At 69.4% G+C, this 19011-nt stretch carries 17 protein-coding genes and 1 tRNA gene; 8 read left to right on the top strand and 10 right to left on the bottom strand.

All coding sequences use genetic code 11. The features are described 5' to 3' along the window. Positions 1-24 precede the first annotated feature (24 nt). The 5 genes from B5Y66_RS22710 to gyrB all read right to left on the bottom strand — a co-directional run bounded on the left by B5Y66_RS22710 (position 25) and on the right by gyrB (position 6103). Positions 25-144, bottom strand: coding sequence for a DLW-39 family protein (locus B5Y66_RS22710; protein WP_217700772.1), 120 nt, complete (start codon positions 142-144; stop codon positions 25-27). Between the two features lie 62 nt (positions 145-206). After that, positions 207-280 (bottom strand) — tRNA-Ile (locus B5Y66_RS10320). Between the two features lie 116 nt (positions 281-396). After that, positions 397-1254: a DUF3566 domain-containing protein gene (locus B5Y66_RS22915; protein ID WP_079574122.1), complete on the bottom strand. Its 858-nt coding sequence runs from the start codon at positions 1252-1254 to the stop codon at positions 397-399. Continuing rightward, a complete protein-coding gene (gyrA, locus tag B5Y66_RS10310; RefSeq protein WP_407656380.1) occupies positions 1254-3875 on the bottom strand; it encodes a DNA gyrase subunit A in 2622 nt (873 codons plus the stop codon). The genes B5Y66_RS22915 and gyrA overlap by 1 nt, the downstream gene beginning before the upstream one ends. Before the next feature lie 116 nt (positions 3876-3991). Beyond that, positions 3992-6103, bottom strand: a complete 2112-nt coding sequence (gene gyrB / locus B5Y66_RS10305; RefSeq protein ID WP_079574120.1) for a DNA topoisomerase (ATP-hydrolyzing) subunit B — start codon at positions 6101-6103, stop codon at positions 3992-3994. 454 nt (positions 6104-6557) lie between these two features. Between gyrB and B5Y66_RS10300 the strand changes: the two genes are divergently transcribed. Then, complete coding sequence (locus B5Y66_RS10300) at positions 6558-8090, top strand: LPXTG cell wall anchor domain-containing protein (protein WP_139820826.1); 1533 nt, start codon at positions 6558-6560, stop codon at positions 8088-8090. Positions 8091-8198: 108 nt separating this feature from the next. Here the strand turns inward: B5Y66_RS10300 and B5Y66_RS10295 are convergent, their stop codons facing one another. The 5 genes from B5Y66_RS10295 to dnaA form a co-directional block, all read right to left on the bottom strand. After that, positions 8199-8693 carry a DUF721 domain-containing protein gene (locus B5Y66_RS10295; protein ID WP_079574479.1) on the bottom strand — a complete coding sequence of 165 codons (495 nt, stop codon included), beginning with the start codon at positions 8691-8693 and terminating at the stop codon, positions 8199-8201. A gap of 106 nt (positions 8694-8799) precedes the next feature. Then, positions 8800-9990, bottom strand: coding sequence for a DNA replication/repair protein RecF (gene recF / locus B5Y66_RS10290; RefSeq protein WP_079574116.1), 1191 nt, complete (start codon positions 9988-9990; stop codon positions 8800-8802). An 82-nt stretch (positions 9991-10072) separates the two neighbouring features. Then, the gene (gene gnd / locus B5Y66_RS10285) at positions 10073-10966 is read right to left on the bottom strand and encodes a phosphogluconate dehydrogenase (NAD(+)-dependent, decarboxylating) (protein ID WP_079574114.1); all 894 of its coding nucleotides are present in this window, start codon (positions 10964-10966) and stop codon (positions 10073-10075) included. Positions 10967-11006: 40 nt separating this feature from the next. Then, positions 11007-12140, bottom strand: a complete 1134-nt coding sequence (dnaN, locus tag B5Y66_RS10280) for a DNA polymerase III subunit beta (protein ID WP_079574112.1) — start codon at positions 12138-12140, stop codon at positions 11007-11009. Positions 12141-12779: 639 nt separating this feature from the next. After that, entirely contained in the window at positions 12780-14195 is a 1416-nt protein-coding gene (gene dnaA / locus B5Y66_RS10275) for a chromosomal replication initiator protein DnaA (protein WP_079574110.1), read from the bottom strand. Between the two features lie 408 nt (positions 14196-14603). On the opposite strand from dnaA, the gene rpmH reads away from it, so the two are divergent. The 7 genes from rpmH to B5Y66_RS10240 all read left to right on the top strand — a co-directional run bounded on the left by rpmH (position 14604) and on the right by B5Y66_RS10240 (position 19003). Further along, positions 14604-14741 carry a 50S ribosomal protein L34 gene (gene rpmH / locus B5Y66_RS10270; RefSeq protein WP_013840089.1) on the top strand — a complete coding sequence of 46 codons (138 nt, stop codon included), beginning with the start codon at positions 14604-14606 and terminating at the stop codon, positions 14739-14741. A 3-nt stretch (positions 14742-14744) separates the two neighbouring features. Continuing rightward, complete coding sequence (gene rnpA / locus B5Y66_RS10265; protein WP_079574108.1) at positions 14745-15134, top strand: ribonuclease P protein component; 390 nt, start codon at positions 14745-14747, stop codon at positions 15132-15134. Next, the gene (gene yidD, locus B5Y66_RS10260; protein ID WP_079574106.1) at positions 15131-15460 is read left to right on the top strand and encodes a membrane protein insertion efficiency factor YidD; all 330 of its coding nucleotides are present in this window, start codon (positions 15131-15133) and stop codon (positions 15458-15460) included. The genes rnpA and yidD overlap by 4 nt, the downstream gene beginning before the upstream one ends. 57 nt (positions 15461-15517) lie before the next feature. Then, positions 15518-16453 carry a membrane protein insertase YidC gene (gene yidC, locus B5Y66_RS10255; RefSeq protein WP_079574103.1) on the top strand — a complete coding sequence of 312 codons (936 nt, stop codon included), beginning with the start codon at positions 15518-15520 and terminating at the stop codon, positions 16451-16453. A gap of 23 nt (positions 16454-16476) precedes the next feature. Continuing rightward, a complete protein-coding gene (locus B5Y66_RS10250) occupies positions 16477-17007 on the top strand; it encodes a Jag family protein (RefSeq protein ID WP_079574101.1) in 531 nt (176 codons plus the stop codon). 78 nt (positions 17008-17085) lie between these two features. Next, on the top strand, positions 17086-17751 hold the full coding sequence (gene rsmG, locus B5Y66_RS10245) for a 16S rRNA (guanine(527)-N(7))-methyltransferase RsmG (protein ID WP_079574099.1): 666 nt from the start codon (positions 17086-17088) through the stop codon (positions 17749-17751). A 310-nt stretch (positions 17752-18061) separates the two neighbouring features. Further along, positions 18062-19003 carry a ParA family protein gene (locus tag B5Y66_RS10240; protein ID WP_139820841.1) on the top strand — a complete coding sequence of 314 codons (942 nt, stop codon included), beginning with the start codon at positions 18062-18064 and terminating at the stop codon, positions 19001-19003. Positions 19004-19011 lie beyond the last annotated feature (8 nt).

The raw sequence follows: 19011 nt of genomic DNA, 5'->3' as shown, positions 1-19011 counted from the left end.
CCTCGTCAGACGGGCCGGACGGTCTCAGTCGATGGTGTCGGTGACCTCGGACCACAGGTCCCGGTCGGCCGAGTCCTCGTTGAGACGGCGCCAGACCAGGTAGCCCGCGCCGAGCGCGAGCAGGAGGACGAACAGCTTCTTCATCTTCTGCCTCCTCGTCACGGCACGAGGCCGTGCGTCTCGGGCCCTGGCCTGGTGGCCTGGAGTGGGGCTAGGAGGACTTGAACCTCCGACCTCTTCCTTATCAGGGAAGCGCTCTAACCGTCTGAGCTATAGCCCCGAGCGCGCCCCCACGAGGGAGCGCGTGCAGCACGGAACATTACCGTACGCGTAGGCCCGTTCCCAAACTGGGAGCGGCGTCACGCGGTGTGACGTCGATCCCGGTCGGGACGGGGGTCACTCGTCCGTCAGCGTGAGGTGCACACCGCCGACGAGCGCGGCCGTGATGTTGTACAGGATGGCCATGATCGTGGTGAGTGCGGTCAGCAGCACCACGTTGACGATGGCGATCAGCACGGACAGCGACACGACGCGGTCGAACTGCACGAACTGCATGAGGTTGACGGCCTGCGGCCCGATCGTGTCGCTCAGGAACGTCTGCATGGTGGCGAACGTGCCCATGTCGTTGAGCACGTACCAGACGACCATCGTCGCGACGACGGTGATGAAGCCGATCGCGACCGACAGCAGGAACGCGAGCTTCATGATCGACCACGGGTCGACACGCGAGACCGACAGCCGCACCCGACGCGGCCCGACCCCGGGCTGCGCCGTCCCGACCATCGGCCCCGCCGTCGCGGCGGCGGGCGCGGCCGTCCCGTGCACGCCGCCGGCGGAGTAGTGCATCTCCGGGCGCGGCTCGGCGGGCACGGACTTCGCGGCCCCCTTCGGCCTCGCGGGGGTGTCCGCGGCGTCCTGCCCCTTGGCCGGCGCCTCGGGCATGACCGACTGGACCTTCTTGGCCGCGCTGCGGGCGGCGGCGAGAGCGGCTGCGGCCGCCTTCACGGCACCCTCCTTCACGGGGGACGCGCCCTGGGTCGCCGCGCCGCCCGTAGCGACCGCGGGAGCAGCCGCGGACGACGACGCCGGGGCGACGGTCGGCGGGGCGGGCGGTGCCGGTACCTGCCCGAGGTGGACGGCGCCCGTCCCTGCCTGGGTGGGCACCGGGTTCCGGCGGTGGGTCGCCTCGTCGATCTCCGCCTCCCGAACGGGAGGCACCGACGACGCCCTGGTCGACGCGCTGTTCTCCGTCATCAGTCCTCGTCCCCGCTCGTGGTCTGCTCGTCGGCGGCCTGCTCGCCCACGCTAACCGACGCGTCGCCGGTTGCCTCGTCGACGTCCCGGCGCTCGACGTTACGGGCGACGGCGATGATGCGGTCCCCGCGGTCAGGCTTCGCGAACGTGACGCCCTGCGTGGTGCGGCCGGTGAGGTTCACCTCCGCGACCGCCGAGCGCACGATCTTGCCACGCTCCATGATGACCAGCACCTCGTCGTCCGCCTCCGTCACCAAGGCCCCCACGAGGTCTCCACGAGCCTCGACCAGGTTGGCGACCTTGATCCCGTAGCCGGCACGGCCCTGGACGCGGTACTCGGTGATCGCCGTGCGCTTCGCGAAGCCGCCCTCGGTCACGACGAACAGGTCCGTGCCCGGGGTGACGACGTCGGCGTTGAGCAGCTCGTCCTCCTCCCGGAACTTCATGCCGGTGACACCGGACGTCGCGCGCCCCATCGGCCGCAGGGTGTCGTCGTCGGCGGGGAACCGGATCGACTGGCCCTTGCGGGACACGAGGATGAGGTGGTCGTCCGCGTTCACGAGGCGCGCCGCGACGAGCTCGTCGGGCTTGCCCTCGTCGTCCTCGCGCAGGTTGATCGCGATGAGGCCGCCCGAGCGCGGCGAGTTGTACTCGCCCAGGCGGGTCTTCTTCACGAGCCCGCGGCGGGTGGCGAGCACCAGGTAGTCGGCAGCCTCGTAGTCCGGCAGGTCGAGCACCTGGGCGATGTGCTCGCCCGGCTGGAACGCCAGCATGTTCGCCACGTGCTGGCCCTTGGCGTCGCGGCCGCCCTCGGGCAGCTCGTAGCCCTTGGCGCGGTACACGCGACCGAGGTTCGTGAAGAACAGCAGCCAGTGGTGCGTCGTCGTGACGAAGAAGTGCTCGACGATGTCGTCCTCGCGCAGGGCGGCGCCGCGCACGCCCTTGCCGCCGCGGCGCTGGGCCCGGTAGCTGTCCGAGCGCGTGCGCTTGGCGTACCCGCCGCGCGTGATCGTGACGACGACCTCCTCCTCGGGGATGAGGTCCTCCACCGACATGTCGCCGTCGAACGGCAGCACGGTGGTGCGGCGCTCGTCGCCGTAGCGTGCGACGATGTCGTCGAGCTCGTCCTGCACGATCGTCCGCTGGCGTTCGGGCTTGGCGAGGATGTCCTTGTAGTCCTCGATCTCCCGCTGCAGGACGTCGTGCTCGTCGATGATCCGCTGGCGCTCGAGGGCCGCGAGCCGGCGCAGCTGCAGCGCGAGGATCGCGTTCGCCTGCTGCTCGTCGACGTCGAGCAGCTCCATCAGGCCGGTGCGCGCCTGCTCGGCGTCGGGCGAGCGGCGGATCAGGGCGATGACCTCGTCCAGCGCGTCGAGCGCCTTGAGGTACCCGCGCAGGATGTGGATCTGGCGCTCGGCCTCTGCCAGCAGGTACTCGGTACGCCGGTGGACGACCTCGATCTGGTGCGTGGTCCAGTGCCGCACGAAGGCGTCGAGGCTCAGGGTTCGCGGCACGTCGTCGACGAGGGCCACCATGTTCGCACCGAAGCTGAACTGCAGCGGCGTGTGCTTGTACAGGTTGTTCAGCACGACCTTGGCGATCGCGTCGCGCTTGAGCACGATGACGAGGCGCTGGCCGGTGCGGCCCGAGGTCTCGTCGCGGATGTCCGCGATGCCCGCGAGCTTGCCGTCGTTGACGAGGTCGGCGACCTTGCTGGCGAGGTTGTCCGGGTTGACCTGGTAGGGCAGCTCGGTGATGACGAGGCAGATCCGGTTCTGGATCTCCTCGACGTTCACGACGGCGCGCATCGTGATGGAGCCGCGACCGGTCCGGTACGCCTCCTCGATGCCCTTGGTGCCGAGGATCGTGGCGCCGGTGGGGAAGTCGGGGCCCTTGATGCGCTGCATGAGCGCGGCGAGGAGCTCCTCACGCGATGCCTCGGGGTTCGCGAGGTGCCAGCGCACGCCCTCCGCGACCTCGCGCAGGTTGTGCGGCGGGATGTTCGTCGCCATGCCCACGGCGATGCCTGCGGAGCCGTTGACCAGGAGGTTCGGGAAGCGCGCGGGCAGGACGACGGGCTCCTGCGTGCGGCCGTCGTAGTTGTCCTGGAAGTCGACCGTGTTCTTGTCGATGTCCCGGACCATCTCCATGGCCAGCGGAGCCATCCGGCACTCGGTGTACCGCGGGGCGGCAGCCGGGTCGTTGCCGGGCGAGCCGAAGTTGCCCTGGCCGGCGACGAGCGGGTACCGCAGCACCCAGTCCTGCACGAGGCGGACGAGGGTGTCGTAGATCGCCGTGTCACCGTGCGGGTGGAACTTGCCCATGACGTCGCCCACGACGCGCGAGCACTTCGAGAACGCGCGGTCGGGCCGGTAGCCGCCGTCGTACATCGCGTACAGCACGCGGCGGTGCACCGGCTTGAGGCCGTCGCGCACGTCCGGGAGCGCACGCCCGACGATGACGCTCATCGCGTAGTCGAGGTAGCTGCGCTGCATCTCCAGCTGCAGGTCCACCTGGTCGATGCGGCCGTGCTGCACCGCGACCGTGCCGTCGGTCGTGTCGATCGCCTCGTCGTCCGGGGCGCCGTCCGTCATGTCGGGGCCGGGGGTCTCGTCCGTCACCGTCTACCTTCTTCCTGTCCTGCGCCGCCAGGGCGCGGGTTCCGTCGTCCTCGAGATCATGGTTCGGCTGGCGTACAACGGCATACGCACGTGTTGTACGACGCCGTCGTCAGCCGCTAGATGTCGAGGAAGCGGACGTCCTTGGCGTTGCGCTGGATGAAGCTGCGGCGGGACTCGACGTCCTCGCCCATGAGCACCGAGAAGATCTCGTCGGCCGCGGCCGCGTCGTCCATGGTCACCTGCAGCAGCGTGCGGTGCTCCGGGTCCATCGTGGTGTCCCAGAGCTCGGTGTAGTCCATCTCGCCCAGGCCCTTGTAGCGCTGGATGCCGTTCTCCTTGGGGATCCGCTTGCCGGCGGCGAGCCCTTCCTTGAGGAAGGCGTCCCGCTCGCGGTCCGAGTACACGTAGTCGTGCGGGGAGTTCGACCACTTGAGCCGGTACAGCGGCGGCTGCGCCAGGTAGACGTGGCCGTGCTCGATGAGCGGGCGCATGTACCGGAAGAGCAATGTGAGCAGCAGGGTGCAGATGTGCTGCCCGTCGACGTCGGCGTCGGCCATGAGCACGATCTTGTGGTACCGGAGCTTCGAGAGGTCGAAGTCCTCGCCGATGCCGGTGCCGAACGCCGTGATCAGGGACTGGATCTCCTGGTTGGAGAGCGCCTTGTCCAGGCGGGCCCGCTCGACGTTGAGGATCTTGCCGCGCAGCGGCAGGATCGCCTGGTTGTGCGGGTCACGACCACGGACGGCAGAGCCGCCGGCCGAGTCGCCCTCGACGATGTAGACCTCGCAGTCCTCGGCGCGATTCGACTGGCAGTCCTTGAGCTTGCCCGGCATGCCGCCCGAGCTGAGGATCCCCTTGCGACGCGTGGCCTCGCGCGCCTTACGGGCGGCGATGCGCGCCTGTGACGCCTGGATGGCCTTGCGGATCACGTCGCGGGCCTCGGTCGGGTGCGCGTCGAACCAGTCCACAAGCTTCTCGCGCACGACGCGCTGCACGAAGGTCTTCGCCTCGGTGTTGCCGAGCTTCGTCTTCGTCTGGCCCTCGAACTGGGGCTCGCCGAGCTTGACGGAGATGACGGCGGTGAGGCCCTCGCGGATGTCGTCGCCCGTGAGGTTGTCGTCCTTCTCCTTGATGATCTGCTTGTCGCGCGCATAGCTGTTCACCAGGGTGGTGAGCGCCGCACGGAAGCCCTCCTCGTGCGTGCCGCCCTCGGTGGTCGAGATCGTGTTCGCGAACGTGTGCACCGACTCGCTGTACGCGCTCGTCCACTGCATCGCGATCTCCACGGAGATCTGGCGCTCGGTGTCCTCCGCCTCGACGTCGATGATCTCGGGGTGGACGAGCTCGGACTTCTTGGCCGCGTTGATGTGGGCGACGTAGTCCGTCAGGCCGTGGTCGTAGCGGTACGTGACCGTGCGCACGGGGTTGGCGTCCTCGACGTCGGCGGCGCCGTCGGCCGCGGTGACGTCCCCGGTCCGGCCTTCCGGCGCCTGCCCGGCCACCTCGTCGTCCGCCACCGCGTGACCGGCGCGCTCGTCGCGCAGCGTGATCTGCAGCCCCTTGTTGAGGAAGGCGTACTGCTGGAAGCGCGATCGCAGGGTCTCGAAGTCGTAATCGGTGGTCTCGAAGATCGAGTCGTCCGCCCAGAAGGTCTGCGTGGTCCCGGTGGCCTCCCCCTCGGCGAGCGGCTCCAGCCGCTGCACCTCGGTGACCGGCTCGCCGCCGTCGTGGTACTCCTGCTGCCAGTGGTAGCCGTCGCGCTTCACCTGGGACACGAAGCGGGTCGACAGCGCGTTGACCACGGACATGCCGACGCCGTGCAGGCCGCCGGAGACGGTGTACCCGCCGCCGCCGAACTTGCCGCCCGCATGCAGGATGGTCATGACGACCTCGAGCGTGGGCTTGCCCTCGGTGGGGTGCATCGCGACGGGGATGCCGCGGCCGTTGTCGCGGACGCGGACGCCACCGTCCGCAAGCAGCGTCACGTCCACGCTGTCGGCGTGCCCGGCAAGGGCCTCGTCCACAGAGTTGTCCACAATCTCGTAGACCAGGTGGTGCAGGCCCCGCTCGCCCGTGGAGCCGATGTACATGCCCGGGCGCTTGCGGACGGCCTCGAGGCCCTCCAGGACGGTGATGTTGCCGGCGTCGTACCCGTTCCCCGGTTCGGCTGCTCCGTTGGCTCCGTTGGCGACAGTGTCGGGACGGGGGGTGTCGGTTCGGTCTGCCACAGGCGGAGCTGCTCCTCGGTCGTCGTGCACGCGCCGACGCTTCGTGCTGTGTGCAGGCGGCGCGGCTCTCAGGTTCCGGGCGCGCACTCGACCGAGCCGTGCAAGAGGTCGGAACACGACCCGGAATGACCGTCTCAGTCTACCTGCCAGAGGCAAGGAAATGGCGGATTGACGCCGCTGGAGCGAAGTTCCGCACACCTTGTCCACAGGCCGGGGACAGCGCTGTCTCCCCACCCTTGTCCACAGAGTTTTCCCCAGCCTTGTCCACATCATCGGCCGATCGCGCGCCTCGTACCGATGTGTCCGGCTTTTGTGCTCTGACTGTTATCAACGACTCTCCCCCTTTGCCCCAAAAACTGGTGTACTACACGACGATTCCCCGTACTGCACCTCGACCGGCGCGCGCTCGTGCACCGATCACCACCGAAGGGACAACCCCACAGTGAAGAGGACCTTGGCGGGCGTCGCAGCGACGACGCTCGCCGTCGGAGGGATGCTCGTCGCCACCGCGGCGCCGGCCTCCGCCCACACGCCCCGCACGTCGGCCACCTGTGACACGCTCACCGTGAACCTGCAGGCCTATGCCGACGGCCGGGACGGCCGGACCAACACCGTGACGGTGAAGGTCGACGACGAGACCGTGGTCGAGGAGTCCTTCGGGACCTGGTACCACAACGACAAGATCGACATCGCCGGCAGCTCCCGGTGGACCGTGGAGGTCGACGCCTGGGACGGCCGCGACGGCACCGAGTACGACTGGTCCGACGGCGGCAGCACCGAGCCCTGCGCGACCCCGGAGACCACCGACGTCCAGGTGGGCATCTACCTGTACCCGAAGCTCGACAAGAACAAGCCTGCTGCCTGGGAGAACTCCGGGGAGCAGCAGCTGCTCGGCACCACGCCGCTCACTCTTCCCGAGGACGAGCTCACCAACGACGAGCACTGGTACACCGAGCTCCCGCAGACTGACGCCCTCGACGACATCGACCTGTGCACCGGGTGGGGCATCCAGCAGGACCTGGTACGCGGCGGGGCCGACGACTACACGATGCCCGAGACGATCACGTACCCCGACGGGTCCTCCATGGACGGGCACCTCGTCGACTGGCAGCACCAGGAGCTGAGCGACTTCGGCATCGAGCTGCCCTCCGCCGAGGACTGCGCCACGCCCACCGAGCCCGAGGTCCCCGAGCCCCAGGTCGTGGTGCCCCAGGCGCCGGCGGCGGTCGAGGTCTGCGGCGCGGACGCGTCCGACGTCATCCTCCCCGCCGACAGCGAGGACGTCACGTACCTCAGCACCGAGCAGGGCGTCCTCGCGGTGCCCGGCGAGGGCCGCACGTTCGGCGACGACCTCGCCGGCTACACCCGCACCGAGGGCGGCGACGTGGTCTTCCCGATCGCGGAGCTGGTCCCGTCCGCCGAGGACTGCGCGCTGATCCCCGGTGACATCGGCGCGGTGTGCGTGGGCGACACCCCGCACCTGGAGTACGGCGTCGCGCTGCCCGAGGGCATCGAGGTCGACGACGACACGCCGTTGACCATCACGTTCCTCCACCCGGACGGCGGGGAGAACTTCGTCGCCGAGGACCAGCCGCTCGAGGGTTCGCTGCTGTGGCCGGGTGCCTCCGACACCGCGCCGAAGCAGTGGCCGGGCTGGGAGCAGCAGGACGACGGCGCCTACGTCGAGACGGACGGGAACTACGCCTGGACGCGTGACGGCGTGCAGGTCCTGTTCGAGGTGAACCCGCAGTACTCGACCGTGGTCGACTACCCGCCGGCCTCGTCCGAGTGCGCCAACCCGATCGGTGTGGGCGGCGCGGACGTGGAGGTCGTCGCGGACGACGCCGCCGTGCCGCCGGCCGAGGCCGCGCCGGCCGAGGAGCTCCCGCAGACGGGTGCGACGGTGGGTGTCATCGCCGGGATCGCCGCACTGCTGCTCGTGGCCGGTGGCGTCCTCTTCTGGCTGCGTCGTCGCATCCAGCACTGACGCACCGAGCACGACACGCCCTGAGCACGGCGACGGGCCCGACCGCACCGCGGTCGGGCCCGTCGCCGTCTCGTGCCAGCCGCACCGAACCGGTCCGCGGGAGCGGGCTCAGCCGAAGGTGTCGCGCGGGCCCGGGCCGCGCACCGAGCGTCGCCCACGCCGGAAGCCGGGCCCGGCCGGGCCCAGCACCGTGACCTGCTCGACGACGCCCTCGCCGATCTCCTCCTCGAGGCGTCGCAGCAGAGTCGGCACCAGCAGGCGCACCTGGGTGGCCCACGCCGTCGAGTCGGCGCGGACGACGAGGACCTTCTGCTCGAACGTCTCGGGCTGGCAGTGGTCGGCCACCTGGGCGCCCACCACCTCCCGCCACCGGCCGATCACGCCGCCGACGGAGACGTCCGCGGTCCACCCCTTGTCGCGCATGAGGCGTCCCAGGACCTCCGACAGCAACTGCGGGTCGCGCGCCCCCGGCCCCTGCCCCGACAGCCGCGGCTCCGCGAGCGGGGAGCGCCGGGCGGGGGAGCCCGGGCGCAGGCCCTTGGCCCGCGCCGCGGCCTTGGCGCGGTTCAGGGCCTCGCGCGCGACGGCGGACGGCGGCGTCAGCTCCGTGCGGTCCTTGACCGGCCGGGGATCCTCCGCGGCGCCCTGCGATCGACCCGCGCTCCCGTTGTCGTCGTCGCCGAGGAGCTCGCCCGCGTCTCCCTCGTCGTCACCCCGCACGACGCACCTGCCCGGGCGTCACCTCGAACCGGGCGCCGAGCAGGCTGGGCGGGACGTCGTCCGGCACCGCGGCCGTGACCAGCACCTGGCGAGCAGGGGCGACGAGCTCCGCCAGCCGCGCCCGACGTCGCACGTCCAGCTCCGCGAAGACGTCGTCGAGGATGAGCACCGGGTCCGCGTCCGTGTCGAGGTCCGGGTCCCAGAACGCGGCGTCGGGCACGTGCTCCGGGTCGTCACCGCCACCGAGCAGTCGGTACGACGCGAGGCGCAGCGCAAGCGCGAACGACCACGACTCGCCGTGGCTCGCGTACCCCTTGGCCGGCAGGCCGGCCAGGGTGAGGACCAGGTCGTCGCGGTGCGGGCCGACGAGGCTGACCCCGCGCTCCAGCTCCTGGGGCCGGGACTCGGCCATCGCCTCCAGGATCGCCTTCTCGAGGTCCTCCGCCGCCGGGGTCGCCCCGTCGCCGGTGCCCGGCACGCTCGAGCGGTACGCGAGCTCCGCGTCCCCGTCCGCGTCGCTGACCTGCTCGTACGCGGCCGCCACGTGCGGGCGCAGGGCCTCGACGAGCGCCAGGCGCATGGCGAGGATCTGCCCGCCCAGCTGGGCCGCCCGTGCGTCCCACACCTCGAGCGTGCTGATGTCCTCGGCGCCGCCCCCCGAGCGCCGGACTCCACGCAGCGACTTGAGCAGCGCCGACCGTTGCCGCACGACGCGCTCGTAGTCACCCAGCAGGCCCGCGGCGCGGGGGAGGAGCTGCACGACCAGCTGATCGAGGAAGCGCCGGCGCCCGTCGGGGTCGCCCTTGACGAGTGCCAGGTCCTCCGGAGCAAAGAGCACGGTCCGCAGGATGCCCAGCACGTCGCGCGCACGGCCGAGCTGCCCCCGGTTCACCCGGGCCCGGTTGGCCTTGCCTGCCGTGATCTCCAACTCGACGGTGGACGCGCGCACGCCCCGCACGATCCGGGTCCGCACCACGGCCCGCTCGGCGCCGGACCGGATCAGCGGCGCGTCGTTCGCGACCCGGTGGCTGCCGAGCGTCGCGACGTAGCCGATGGCCTCGACCAGGTTGGTCTTGCCCTGGCCGTTGCGCCCGACGAACGCGTTCGGGCCGGGCTCGAGCTCGACGTCGGCCGCGGCGTAGGACCGGAAGTCGAGGAGCGACAGGTGGGAGACGTACATCAGCCTTCTCGACGGTCGAGCCTGTCGAGACCGCCTCGTGCCGGGGGCCGGGTGGTCTCGACAGGCTCGACCACCAGGGACATCACTGGGCGGGCTTGACCGCGTGCCCGCCGAACTGCTGGCGGAGCGCTGCCACGGCCTTCATCGCCGGGGACTCGTCCTGCCGGGAAGCGAACCGGGCGAACAACGCCGCCGAGATCACGGGGAGCGGCACCGCGTTGTCGATGGCCTCGTCGACGGTCCAGCGGCCCTCGCCCGAGTCGTCTACCCAGTCGTCGATCGCCGCCAGCGCCGGGTCCTCCTCGAGTGCCTTCACCATGAGGTCCAGCAGCCAGGACCGCACGACCGTGCCGCGCATCCACGCCTTCATGGTGCCGTGCACGTCGGTGACGATGTCCTTGGCCTCGAGCAGCTCGTATCCCTCGGCATACGCCTGCATGAGGCCGTACTCGATGCCGTTGTGGACCATCTTCGCGAAGTGCCCCGCACCCACCTCGCCGGCGTGCACGAAGCCCTCCTCGCGCGGACCCTCGGGACGCAGCGCGTCGAAGACGGGCATGAGCGTCCGCACGTGCCCGGCGTCGCCCCCGCACATCAGGCCGTACCCGTTCTCCAGGCCCCACACACCGCCCGAGACGCCGACGTCGACATACCCGATCCCGCGCTCGGCCAGCTCCGCGGCACGGGCCTGGTCCTCGGGGTAGTGCGAGTTCCCACCCTCGACGACGACGTCGCCCTCGCCCAGCAGCGTGCCGAGCTCCTGCACGACGCCGCGCGTCGGGTCGCCCGCCGGGACCATCACCCACACCACACGACGGTCGGCGGGCAGTGCGGCGACGAGGTCGGCCAGGGACGCGACGTCGGACACCTCGGGGCGCGGGTCGTACCCGGTGACCTCGATGCCGCCGCGGCGCAGCCGCTCGCGCATGTTGTTGCCCATCTTGCCCAGACCGACGAGTCCGATGTGGCTGACCATGGGTACCTCCGTGAGCGTGCGAGTGTGCGGGGGACGCGTGTCAGCCGGCGAACCGGATGGGCACGAGAAGGTAGCGGTACTCCGACGAGTCCTCCCCGTCGAGCGACTCCTGGCCGGTGAACTCGACCGGCTTGTTCGGGTGGGTGAACGACAGGCGGACGAAGTCCGTGCCGAGCGCGCCCAGGCCGTCCAGCAGGAACTGCGGGTTGAACGCCACCTGGATGTCCTCGCCCGCGAGCACCGCCTCGAGCGCCTCCGACGCCTGCGCGTCGTCGCCCTGGCCTGCGTCGAGCACGACCTGGCCGTCCGTGAACGACAGCCGGATCGGGGTGTTGCGTTCGGCCACCAGGGACACACGCTTGGCCGCCTCGATGAGCGGGCCGGTCGCGACCACGGCGTGGATCGGCGTCGCGTCCGGGAAGAGCCGCCGGACCGGCGGGTAGTCGCCGTCGACGAGCTGCGACGTCGTGTGCCGGCCGCCGGCCTCGAAACCGATCAGGTCGACGCCCTGCCCGGTCGACAAGCCCACGTTGACCAGCCCGCCGCCCCCGCCGAGCGACTTCGCGACGTCGGTCAGCGTCCGGGCGCGCACGAGCGCGACGGCGGAGTAGCCCGGGGTGGCCGGGGTCCAGGTCAGCTCGCGCAGCGCGAGCCGGTACCGGTCGGTCGCGATGAGGGTGATGCGCTCACCCTCGATCTCCATGCGTACGCCGGTGAGCAGGGGCAGCGTGTCGTCACGGCTCGCCGCCACGCTGACCTGCGCGACGGCATGCGTCAGCGCGTCGCCCGTGACGGTGCCGGTCAGCTCGGGCATCTGCGGCAGGGCGGGGTAGTCCTCGACCGGCATGGTCAGCAGCGTGAAGCGCGAGGCGCCGCACGTCAGGACCACCTTGGTGCCCTCGAGGGTGACGTCCACGGGCTTGTTCGGCAGCGCCCGCGAGATCTCCGCGAGGAGCCGGCCGGAGACCAGCACCGTGCCCGGCTCGGCGACCTCGGCCGGGATCGCGGCGCGGGCGGAGACCTCGTAGTCGAAGCTCGACAACCAGATGGTGCCGGCGGTGTCGACCTCGATGCGCACGCCGGCGAGCACAGGTGCCGGCGGACGCGTGGGGAGCGTGCGCGCCGTCCAGGTCACGGCCTCGGCCAGGACGTCACGCTCAACCCGGAACTTCATCCCACTCCTCGCGTTGTCGACTCGTGTCGTCGATCGATGTGGACGGACGGGAGGCGCGTCGTGCCCGGCTTCCCGGACCGTCGGAGATGACCAGACCTGCCTCGTCGTCCGAGCCAAACCCTACGCGAGACAAGGGCTCTTCGGCACGTGCTCGGTGGTCGGAGGGCCCGCGGTCGCCTGGATCGTCGCGCCGCCCTGATGAAGGTGTGTGGATTTCTCTGATGATCAAACGTTCGTCATCGTCATAGGACCTGTGGAATCTGGGGATGACGAGTGTTTCCCCAGGTCAGAGCACATTTTGGGCTGTGGAGGCTGTGGGGGCGGCCCTGTGGACGACGCCCTGCGCCTGTGGGCGACGGAATTCATACCCACAGCCGTCCACCGATCGGGTCCTCGTCGTCCACGGATCTGGGCCCGTGATCCACAGCCGTCCACAGCTTTGTCCACAGGTGTGTATCTCGGCGATGCCGTGAAACGGCGAGTTTTCCACGATTGTGCTCCACAGGGCTGGGGACAACTGGGAGAAAACGGCGGCACGGCGGCCCACAGGGTGTGGGTGGAGATGTGGAGAAACGCCAGCGGGCCCAGTCACACACCCTGTGGAGAGCGTGGACGGGCCCGCGAGGAGGTCCGAGGCGGTCAGCCGCGGTGCTGCTGCTTGATACGGCTGGTGAGCTCGGTCACCTGGTTGTACGTCGAGCGACGCTCCGCCATCTGGCCGGCGATCTTCTTGTTCGCGTGCATCACCGTGGTGTGGTCGCGGCCGCCGAACTGCTGGCCGATCTTCGGGAGCGACAGGTCCGTGAGCTCACGGCACAGATACATCGCGATCTGGCGTGCGGTCACCAGGACGCGGGAGCGCGAGGACCCGCACAGGTCGTCGATGGTGAGTCCGAAGTAGGCCGCCGTCTGCGCGATCACCATCGCAGGCGTGATCTCCTGCGTGTCGTCGTCCGTGATCAGGTCCTTGAGGACGATCTCCGCGAGGGCGAGGTCCACCTGCTGCCGGTTGAGGTTCGCGAACGCCGTGACGCGGATGAGCGCGCCCTCGAGCTCGCGGATGTTCGTCGAGATGCGCGACCCGATGTAGCTGAGCACCTCGGCCGGCACGTCGAGCCGCTCGCTCGCCGCCTTCTTGCGCAGGATGGCGATCCGCGTCTCGAGGTCCGGCGGCTGGACGTCGGTGATGAGGCCCCACTCGAACCGGGAGCGGAGGCGGTCCTCGAACCCGTTGAGCTGCTTGGGCGGGACGTCCGACGTGATCACGACCTGCTTGTCCGCGTTGTGGAGCGCGTTGAAGGTGTGGAAGAACTCCTCCATCGTCTGTTCCTTGCCCTGCAGGAACTGGATGTCGTCGATGAGGAGGACGTCGACGTCGCGGTACCGGCGCTGGAACGCGCCGGCGCGGCCCTCGCCGATGCTGTTGATGAAGTCGTTGGTGAACTCCTCGGAGTTCACGTAGCGCACCCGCACGTGCGGATAGAGGTTGTGGGCGTAGTGGCCGATGGCGTGCAGCAGGTGCGTCTTGCCGAGCCCGGAGTCCCCGTAGATGAACAGGGGGTTGTACGCCTTGGCAGGCGCCTCGGCCACGGCCACGGCAGCGGCATGGGCGAAGCGGTTGGACGACCCGATGACGAACGTCTCGAAGATGTACTTCGGGTTGAGCCGCGTGGGCTCGGCCGACTGCTTCGGGTTCGGCGGCAGAGGCGGCGCCTCCGGCTCGTCGGGGACGCCCGGCTCGAGGGGAGCGGTGTAGTCCTGCGAGGGACCGGTGAGGGTGTCGCTGCTGAGCTCGGGGTCGACCGTGATGCCGAAGCGGATGTCCCGACCCAGCGTCGACGCCATCGCGGAGACGAGCTGGTCGCGCACGCTGGTCTCGAGGTAGGCCCGGGTCTGCTCGTGCGGCACCGCGATGAACACGGTGTCCTCGAGGATCGCCATGGGCTTCGCGAGCTTGATGAAGGCGAGCTGCCGGGCCGTCATGTCCGGCCGGGCCTCGAGGGTGGCGAGCGTGTGTGCCCAGACGTCGGTGATGTTCTCGTCCGGCTGGGCCACGGGCGTCGTCCTTCGGGTCGTTCGGGATGGGGAGCGAGGTCGCGAGTCTGCCACGCCGGAACTCCGTCCACAGCGTTGTCCACATGCTGTGGAACCTGTGGATAAAGCTGTGGGCGATGACCGAACGGAGCAGCCGGCGCGACGTCGCCCCGAGATGCGTGAGGTCCTCCACATCGTAGCCACCGCCCGCCGCCCGTCGCCCCCGGGCCGGTTTGACCTGAAGGGGCTCCGCGGCGTAGCGTCATACAGCCGTTCCAGGTCCTTTTGCGCGCCCTCAGCCGGGCTGCCGGTCCTTGGGTCGGCCCGGTCGTGCTTTCACGTCTCGTACGTGAGGTCCGACCTGCGACAAGACCCCTGCATCGTCGAGGAACTGACGGTGTACTTCCCCGACGTTTCTTGGAGTACCTCGTGAGCAAGCGGACCTTCCAGCCGAACAACCGCCGTCGTGCCAAGACCCACGGCTTCCGGCTGCGCATGCGCACCCGTGCCGGCCGCGCCATCCTGGCGAACCGTCGGCGCAAGGGTCGCGCCGAGCTTTCTGCCTGACGGATGCTGCCCGCGGCGCACCGACTGCGCCGTTCCGTCGATTTCGAACGGGCGGTGCGCCGCGGCACGCGTGCAGGTCGATCGACCGTGGTGGTCCATCTCCTCGTCGACTCCGACGTCGGCCCTTCGGCCGACGGCTCGGGTGTCACGGGCGATGAACCGCCATTGGTCGGTCTTGTCGTATCCAAGGCCGTGGGGAACGCCGTGCACCGCAACCAGGTGAAGCGTCGCCTGCGCCACATCGCGGCGGCGCACCTCTCCTCTGTGCCGGCCGGGTCGCGCCTCGTGGTCCGCGCACTCCCGGCGTCGAGCTCCGCCTCCTACGCAGAGCTCGACCGCGACCTCGCGAGCAGCCTCGACCGCGCGACCGCGCGCGCACGGAGGGCAGCATGACCGCCTCGACGCTCGGCCATGGCCGCGACGTGCTGCGCAATCTTCCGGCCGCCGTCCTGATCGGTGTCCTGCGCGTCTACCAGACGGTGCTCTCCCCGCTCACGGGGCCCACCTGTAAGTACTACCCCTCGTGCTCGCAGTACGCGATCATCGCGATCCGGACGCACGGCACGCTACGGGGGACCGGTCTCGCTCTGTGGCGGATCTTGCGATGCAACCCGTGGAGCCTCGGTGGCGTCGACGACGTACCGCCAGCTCGCGCGAAGCACGTCGACACGGACGTCGACGCGCCGACGCACGAGCACCGCGGCGCAGCTCGCCACTGACCATCCCGGATCGCGCCACCGGGGACGCAGCTTTTCCGACAGAGGAGACAATTCGGGATGTTGGACACCATCCTCTACCCCATTGAGTGGGTCGTGGCCTGGATCATGTACGGGGCCCATGCGCTCTTCACGACGCTGGGCATGCAGGACGGGCCGGGCTGGGCGTGGGTGTTCTCGATCGTCGCACTGACGGTCGTCATCCGTATCGCACTGATCCCGCTGTTCTTCAAGCAGATCAAGGCTTCGCGCGGGATGCAGATGATGCAGCCCGAGCTGCAGGCGGTGCAGAAGAAGTACAAGGGCAAGACCGACCCCGCGTCCCGTGAGGCCATGGGCCGCGAGACGATGGAGCTCTACCGCAAGCACGGCACCAATCCCATGGCGTCGTGCCTGCCGATTTTGCTGCAGTCCCCGATCTTCTTCGCCTTGTTCCGAGTGCTCAACAACCTGCAGGGGATCGCGGAGGGCACGCACAAGGCCATCGGCCCGATCGACCAGCGCATCGCCGGCGACGTCGAGTCGTCTTCCCTGTTCGGCGCGCAGCTCTCCGACGTCTTCCGGACCACCGACTCGACGACGTCGCGCATCGTCGTCATCTGCCTCATCCTCCTGATGAGCGCCACCATGTTCTTCACGCAGCGCCAGCTCACGATGAAGAACATGCCGAAGGCCGCCCTTGAGGGGCCGATGGCGAGCACGCAGAAGATGATGCTCTACATCCTCCCGGTGATCTTCTTGATCTCGGGCATCAACTTCCCGGTCGGCGTGCTGATCTACTGGGTTATCTCGAACCTCTGGTCGATGGGCCAGCAGTTCTACACGATCAAGAAGATGCCCGCGCCGGGCTCTGAGGCGGAGCGGCTTCTCAAGGAGAGGCAGGCTCGCAAGGCCGCGGCCAAGGGGGCCATTGAGGCCGCGCCGGAGCCCGAGCCCGAGAAGGCACGCGGGCAGCGCGAGCAGCCCAAGCGCAAGAACCGCCAGAAGCGCGGCTGAGCAGCGAGAGGAATCGAACTCCGATGACGACGGACACGCCGGTGGAGCAGGAGCCCGACCGCACGAAGCGCCTCGAGGAAGAGGGCGAGATCGCGGCTGATTACCTCGAGGAGCTGCTCGATATCGCGGACCTCGACGGCGACATCGATCTGGACATTCAGCACGACCGCGCGGCGGTCGAGGTCGTGGCGGACGAGGACGGGGACCTTTCCGTCCTCGTGGGGAGCGACGGCGAGGTGCTGGAGGCGCTGCAGGAGCTCACCCGACTTGCCGTTCAGGCACGCACGGGGGAGCGAAGCCGCCTGATGCTCGACATCGGCGGCTTCCGCGCCACCCGGCGGCAGGAGCTGACGGCTCTTGCCGAGGACGCGATCCGTGAGGTTCGCGAGTCGGACCGCGAGATCGAGCTCGCTCCGCTGAATGCGTTCGAGCGCAAGGTGGTGCACGACACCGTGGCGGCAGCCGGCCTGGTCAGCGATTCGCGGGGCGTGGAGCCTTCGCGGTACGTGGTCGTCCAGCCGTCGCCGGAGCAGGGTGGCGCGTCGGCGTCCTGAGTGGTGTCTCGAGAGCCCGTTGTTTCACGTGAAACGACGGGCTCTCGTCATGATGTGGGAGTACGAGGGAGTGGAATCGTGAGCGAGGACGAGGCACAGGTGGCTAATGGCGCCAAAGACGAGGAGCTCGGCCGGAGCGACGCCGTCCGCGCCTACTTCGGCGACCGGTACGACCTCGTGGCGCGGTACGCCGCGAGCCTGCGAGCGGAGGGTGAGTTGCGTGGGCTGATCGGCCCCCGTGAGGTCGCCCGGCTCTGGGAGCGTCACATTCTGAACTCAGCAGCGGTGACCCCGTATCTCGGCGACGCAAAGTCTGTGGCGGACATCGGTTCCGGTGCAGGGCTCCCGGGAATCGTGCTCGCGATCCAGCGCCCCGACGTCGAGGTTCACCTGATCGAGCCGATGGAGCGGCGGACTGCGTGGCTCGAGGAGTGCGTTGACAGGCTCGACCTGAAGAACGTGCAGGTGAGGCGTGGTCGAGCCGAGGAATACCACGACGCATTCGAGGTCGACGTCGTGACGTCTCGCGCGGTGGCTGCCCTGAGCAAGCTGGCGCGAATGAGTCTTCCGCTCGTCCGGAGGGGCGGCGCGATGGTCGTGCTGAAGGGGCGCAGTGTTGAGCGGGAGATCGACCCCGCGCGTAAGGTGCTCCGCTCCTTCAAAGCTGCCGAGCCAGAGATCCTGGAGGGCCGGACGATCGCGGACGTCGAGCCCACCACCATCCTTCGCGTGCGGAGGCAATGACCGACGACCAAGTGTGCAGAACGACGGCCGGGAATGGCTTCTGTCGGTGATGTCCACAGGCCGGAGTTTTGCCCCGTCCCGGCGCCCATGAGGCCGTAGAGTGAGCGCGGAGCACCGGGCCGTGGTGGCGTCGTATGTGCCGCGACCGGTGCACAGTCCCTGTGACGAACCGGAGGAGTGGCACGTGAGCACGAGTACGGAGCACGTCGACGACGTCCCGCAGAACGATGGGACCGCGACGGGCGATCCGCACGTTTCACGTGAAACAGCGCCGGGGCTGGAGTGGGCACAAGGCGGCCTTCCTCCTGCCATCGACGGACATCGCGCGGCGCTCGTGGCATCGGTGCCAGAAGCAGACGAGTCGACTCCGCTGGCAGCTCAGCTCGCGATCGATGCCCGGCGTCGTATCGAGCTCCATGGACGACAGTTCCCACGCCCGGATCACACCCGGATCATCACGGTGGCGAACCAGAAGGGCGGGGTCGGCAAGACAACGACCACCGTCAACATCGCCGCCGGGCTTGCGCAGTCCGGGTTGAGGGTCCTGGTGATCGACAACGACCCCCAGGGGAACGCATCGACCGCGCTCGGCCTGGAGCATCGCGCGGGGACGCCCTCGATCTACGAGGTTCTGGTCGAGGACGAGCCGCTCGAGAACACCGTGCAGGCGTGCCCGACCGTCCCGGGCCTCTACGGAGTTCCGGCGACAATCGACCTGTCCGGCGCCGAGATCGAGCTGGTCTCCCTTGTTTCACGTGAAACGAGACTGCGCCGCGCTCTCGATACCTACCTGGCGCGGCGGGAGGAGCGCGGCGAGGAGCGCATCGATTACGTCCTGGTGGATTGCCCTCCGAGCCTCGGCCTCCTGACGGTCAACGCCTTCGTGGTCGGCCGTGAGGTCTTGATTCCGATCCAGTGCGAGTACTACGCGCTCGAGGGCCTGAGCCAGCTGTTGAAGACGATCGAGCTCATCAAGGCTCACCTCAACCCGCAGCTTCGCGTCTCGACCATCCTGCTGACGATGTACGACGGCAGGACGAACCTCGCGCAGCAGGTTGCAACCGAGGTGCGCGACCATTTCCCGGACCAGACACTGCGGACGACGGTGCCGCGTTCGGTGCGCATCTCGGAAGCCCCGAGCCATGCGCAGACAGTGATGACCTACGACCCAGGGTCGACCGGTTCGCTGGCCTATCTCGAGGCCGCCCGTGAGCTTGCGGAGCGTGCACCGCAGCGCGCTGAACAGGGATAACGCCCATG

This window comes from Krasilnikoviella flava, assembly GCF_900167525.1.
Classification (GTDB): domain Bacteria; phylum Actinomycetota; class Actinomycetes; order Actinomycetales; family Cellulomonadaceae; genus Isoptericola; species Isoptericola flavus.
Note: the sequence above shows the minus strand (reverse complement) of the source record. Positions and strands in the feature narration are given on the sequence as shown.

Bases quoted from the DNA above. Each gene is read 5' to 3' on its own strand.
- B5Y66_RS22710 (WP_217700772.1), bottom strand. From the start codon at position 144: ATGAAGAAGCTGTTCGTCCTCCTGCTCGCGCTCGGCGCGGGCTACCTG.
- B5Y66_RS22915 (WP_079574122.1), bottom strand. From the start codon at position 1,254: ATGACGGAGAACAGCGCGTCGACCAGGGCGTCGTCGGTGCCTCCCGTT.
- recF (WP_079574116.1), bottom strand. From the start codon at position 9,990: ATGTACGTCTCCCACCTGTCGCTCCTCGACTTCCGGTCCTACGCCGCG.
- gnd (WP_079574114.1), bottom strand. From the start codon at position 10,966: ATGGTCAGCCACATCGGACTCGTCGGTCTGGGCAAGATGGGCAACAAC.
- dnaN (WP_079574112.1), bottom strand. From the start codon at position 12,140: ATGAAGTTCCGGGTTGAGCGTGACGTCCTGGCCGAGGCCGTGACCTGG.
- rnpA (WP_079574108.1), top strand. From the start codon at position 14,745: ATGCTGCCCGCGGCGCACCGACTGCGCCGTTCCGTCGATTTCGAACGG.
- yidD (WP_079574106.1), top strand. From the start codon at position 15,131: ATGACCGCCTCGACGCTCGGCCATGGCCGCGACGTGCTGCGCAATCTT.
- yidC (WP_079574103.1), top strand. From the start codon at position 15,518: ATGTTGGACACCATCCTCTACCCCATTGAGTGGGTCGTGGCCTGGATC.
- B5Y66_RS10250 (WP_079574101.1), top strand. From the start codon at position 16,477: ATGACGACGGACACGCCGGTGGAGCAGGAGCCCGACCGCACGAAGCGC.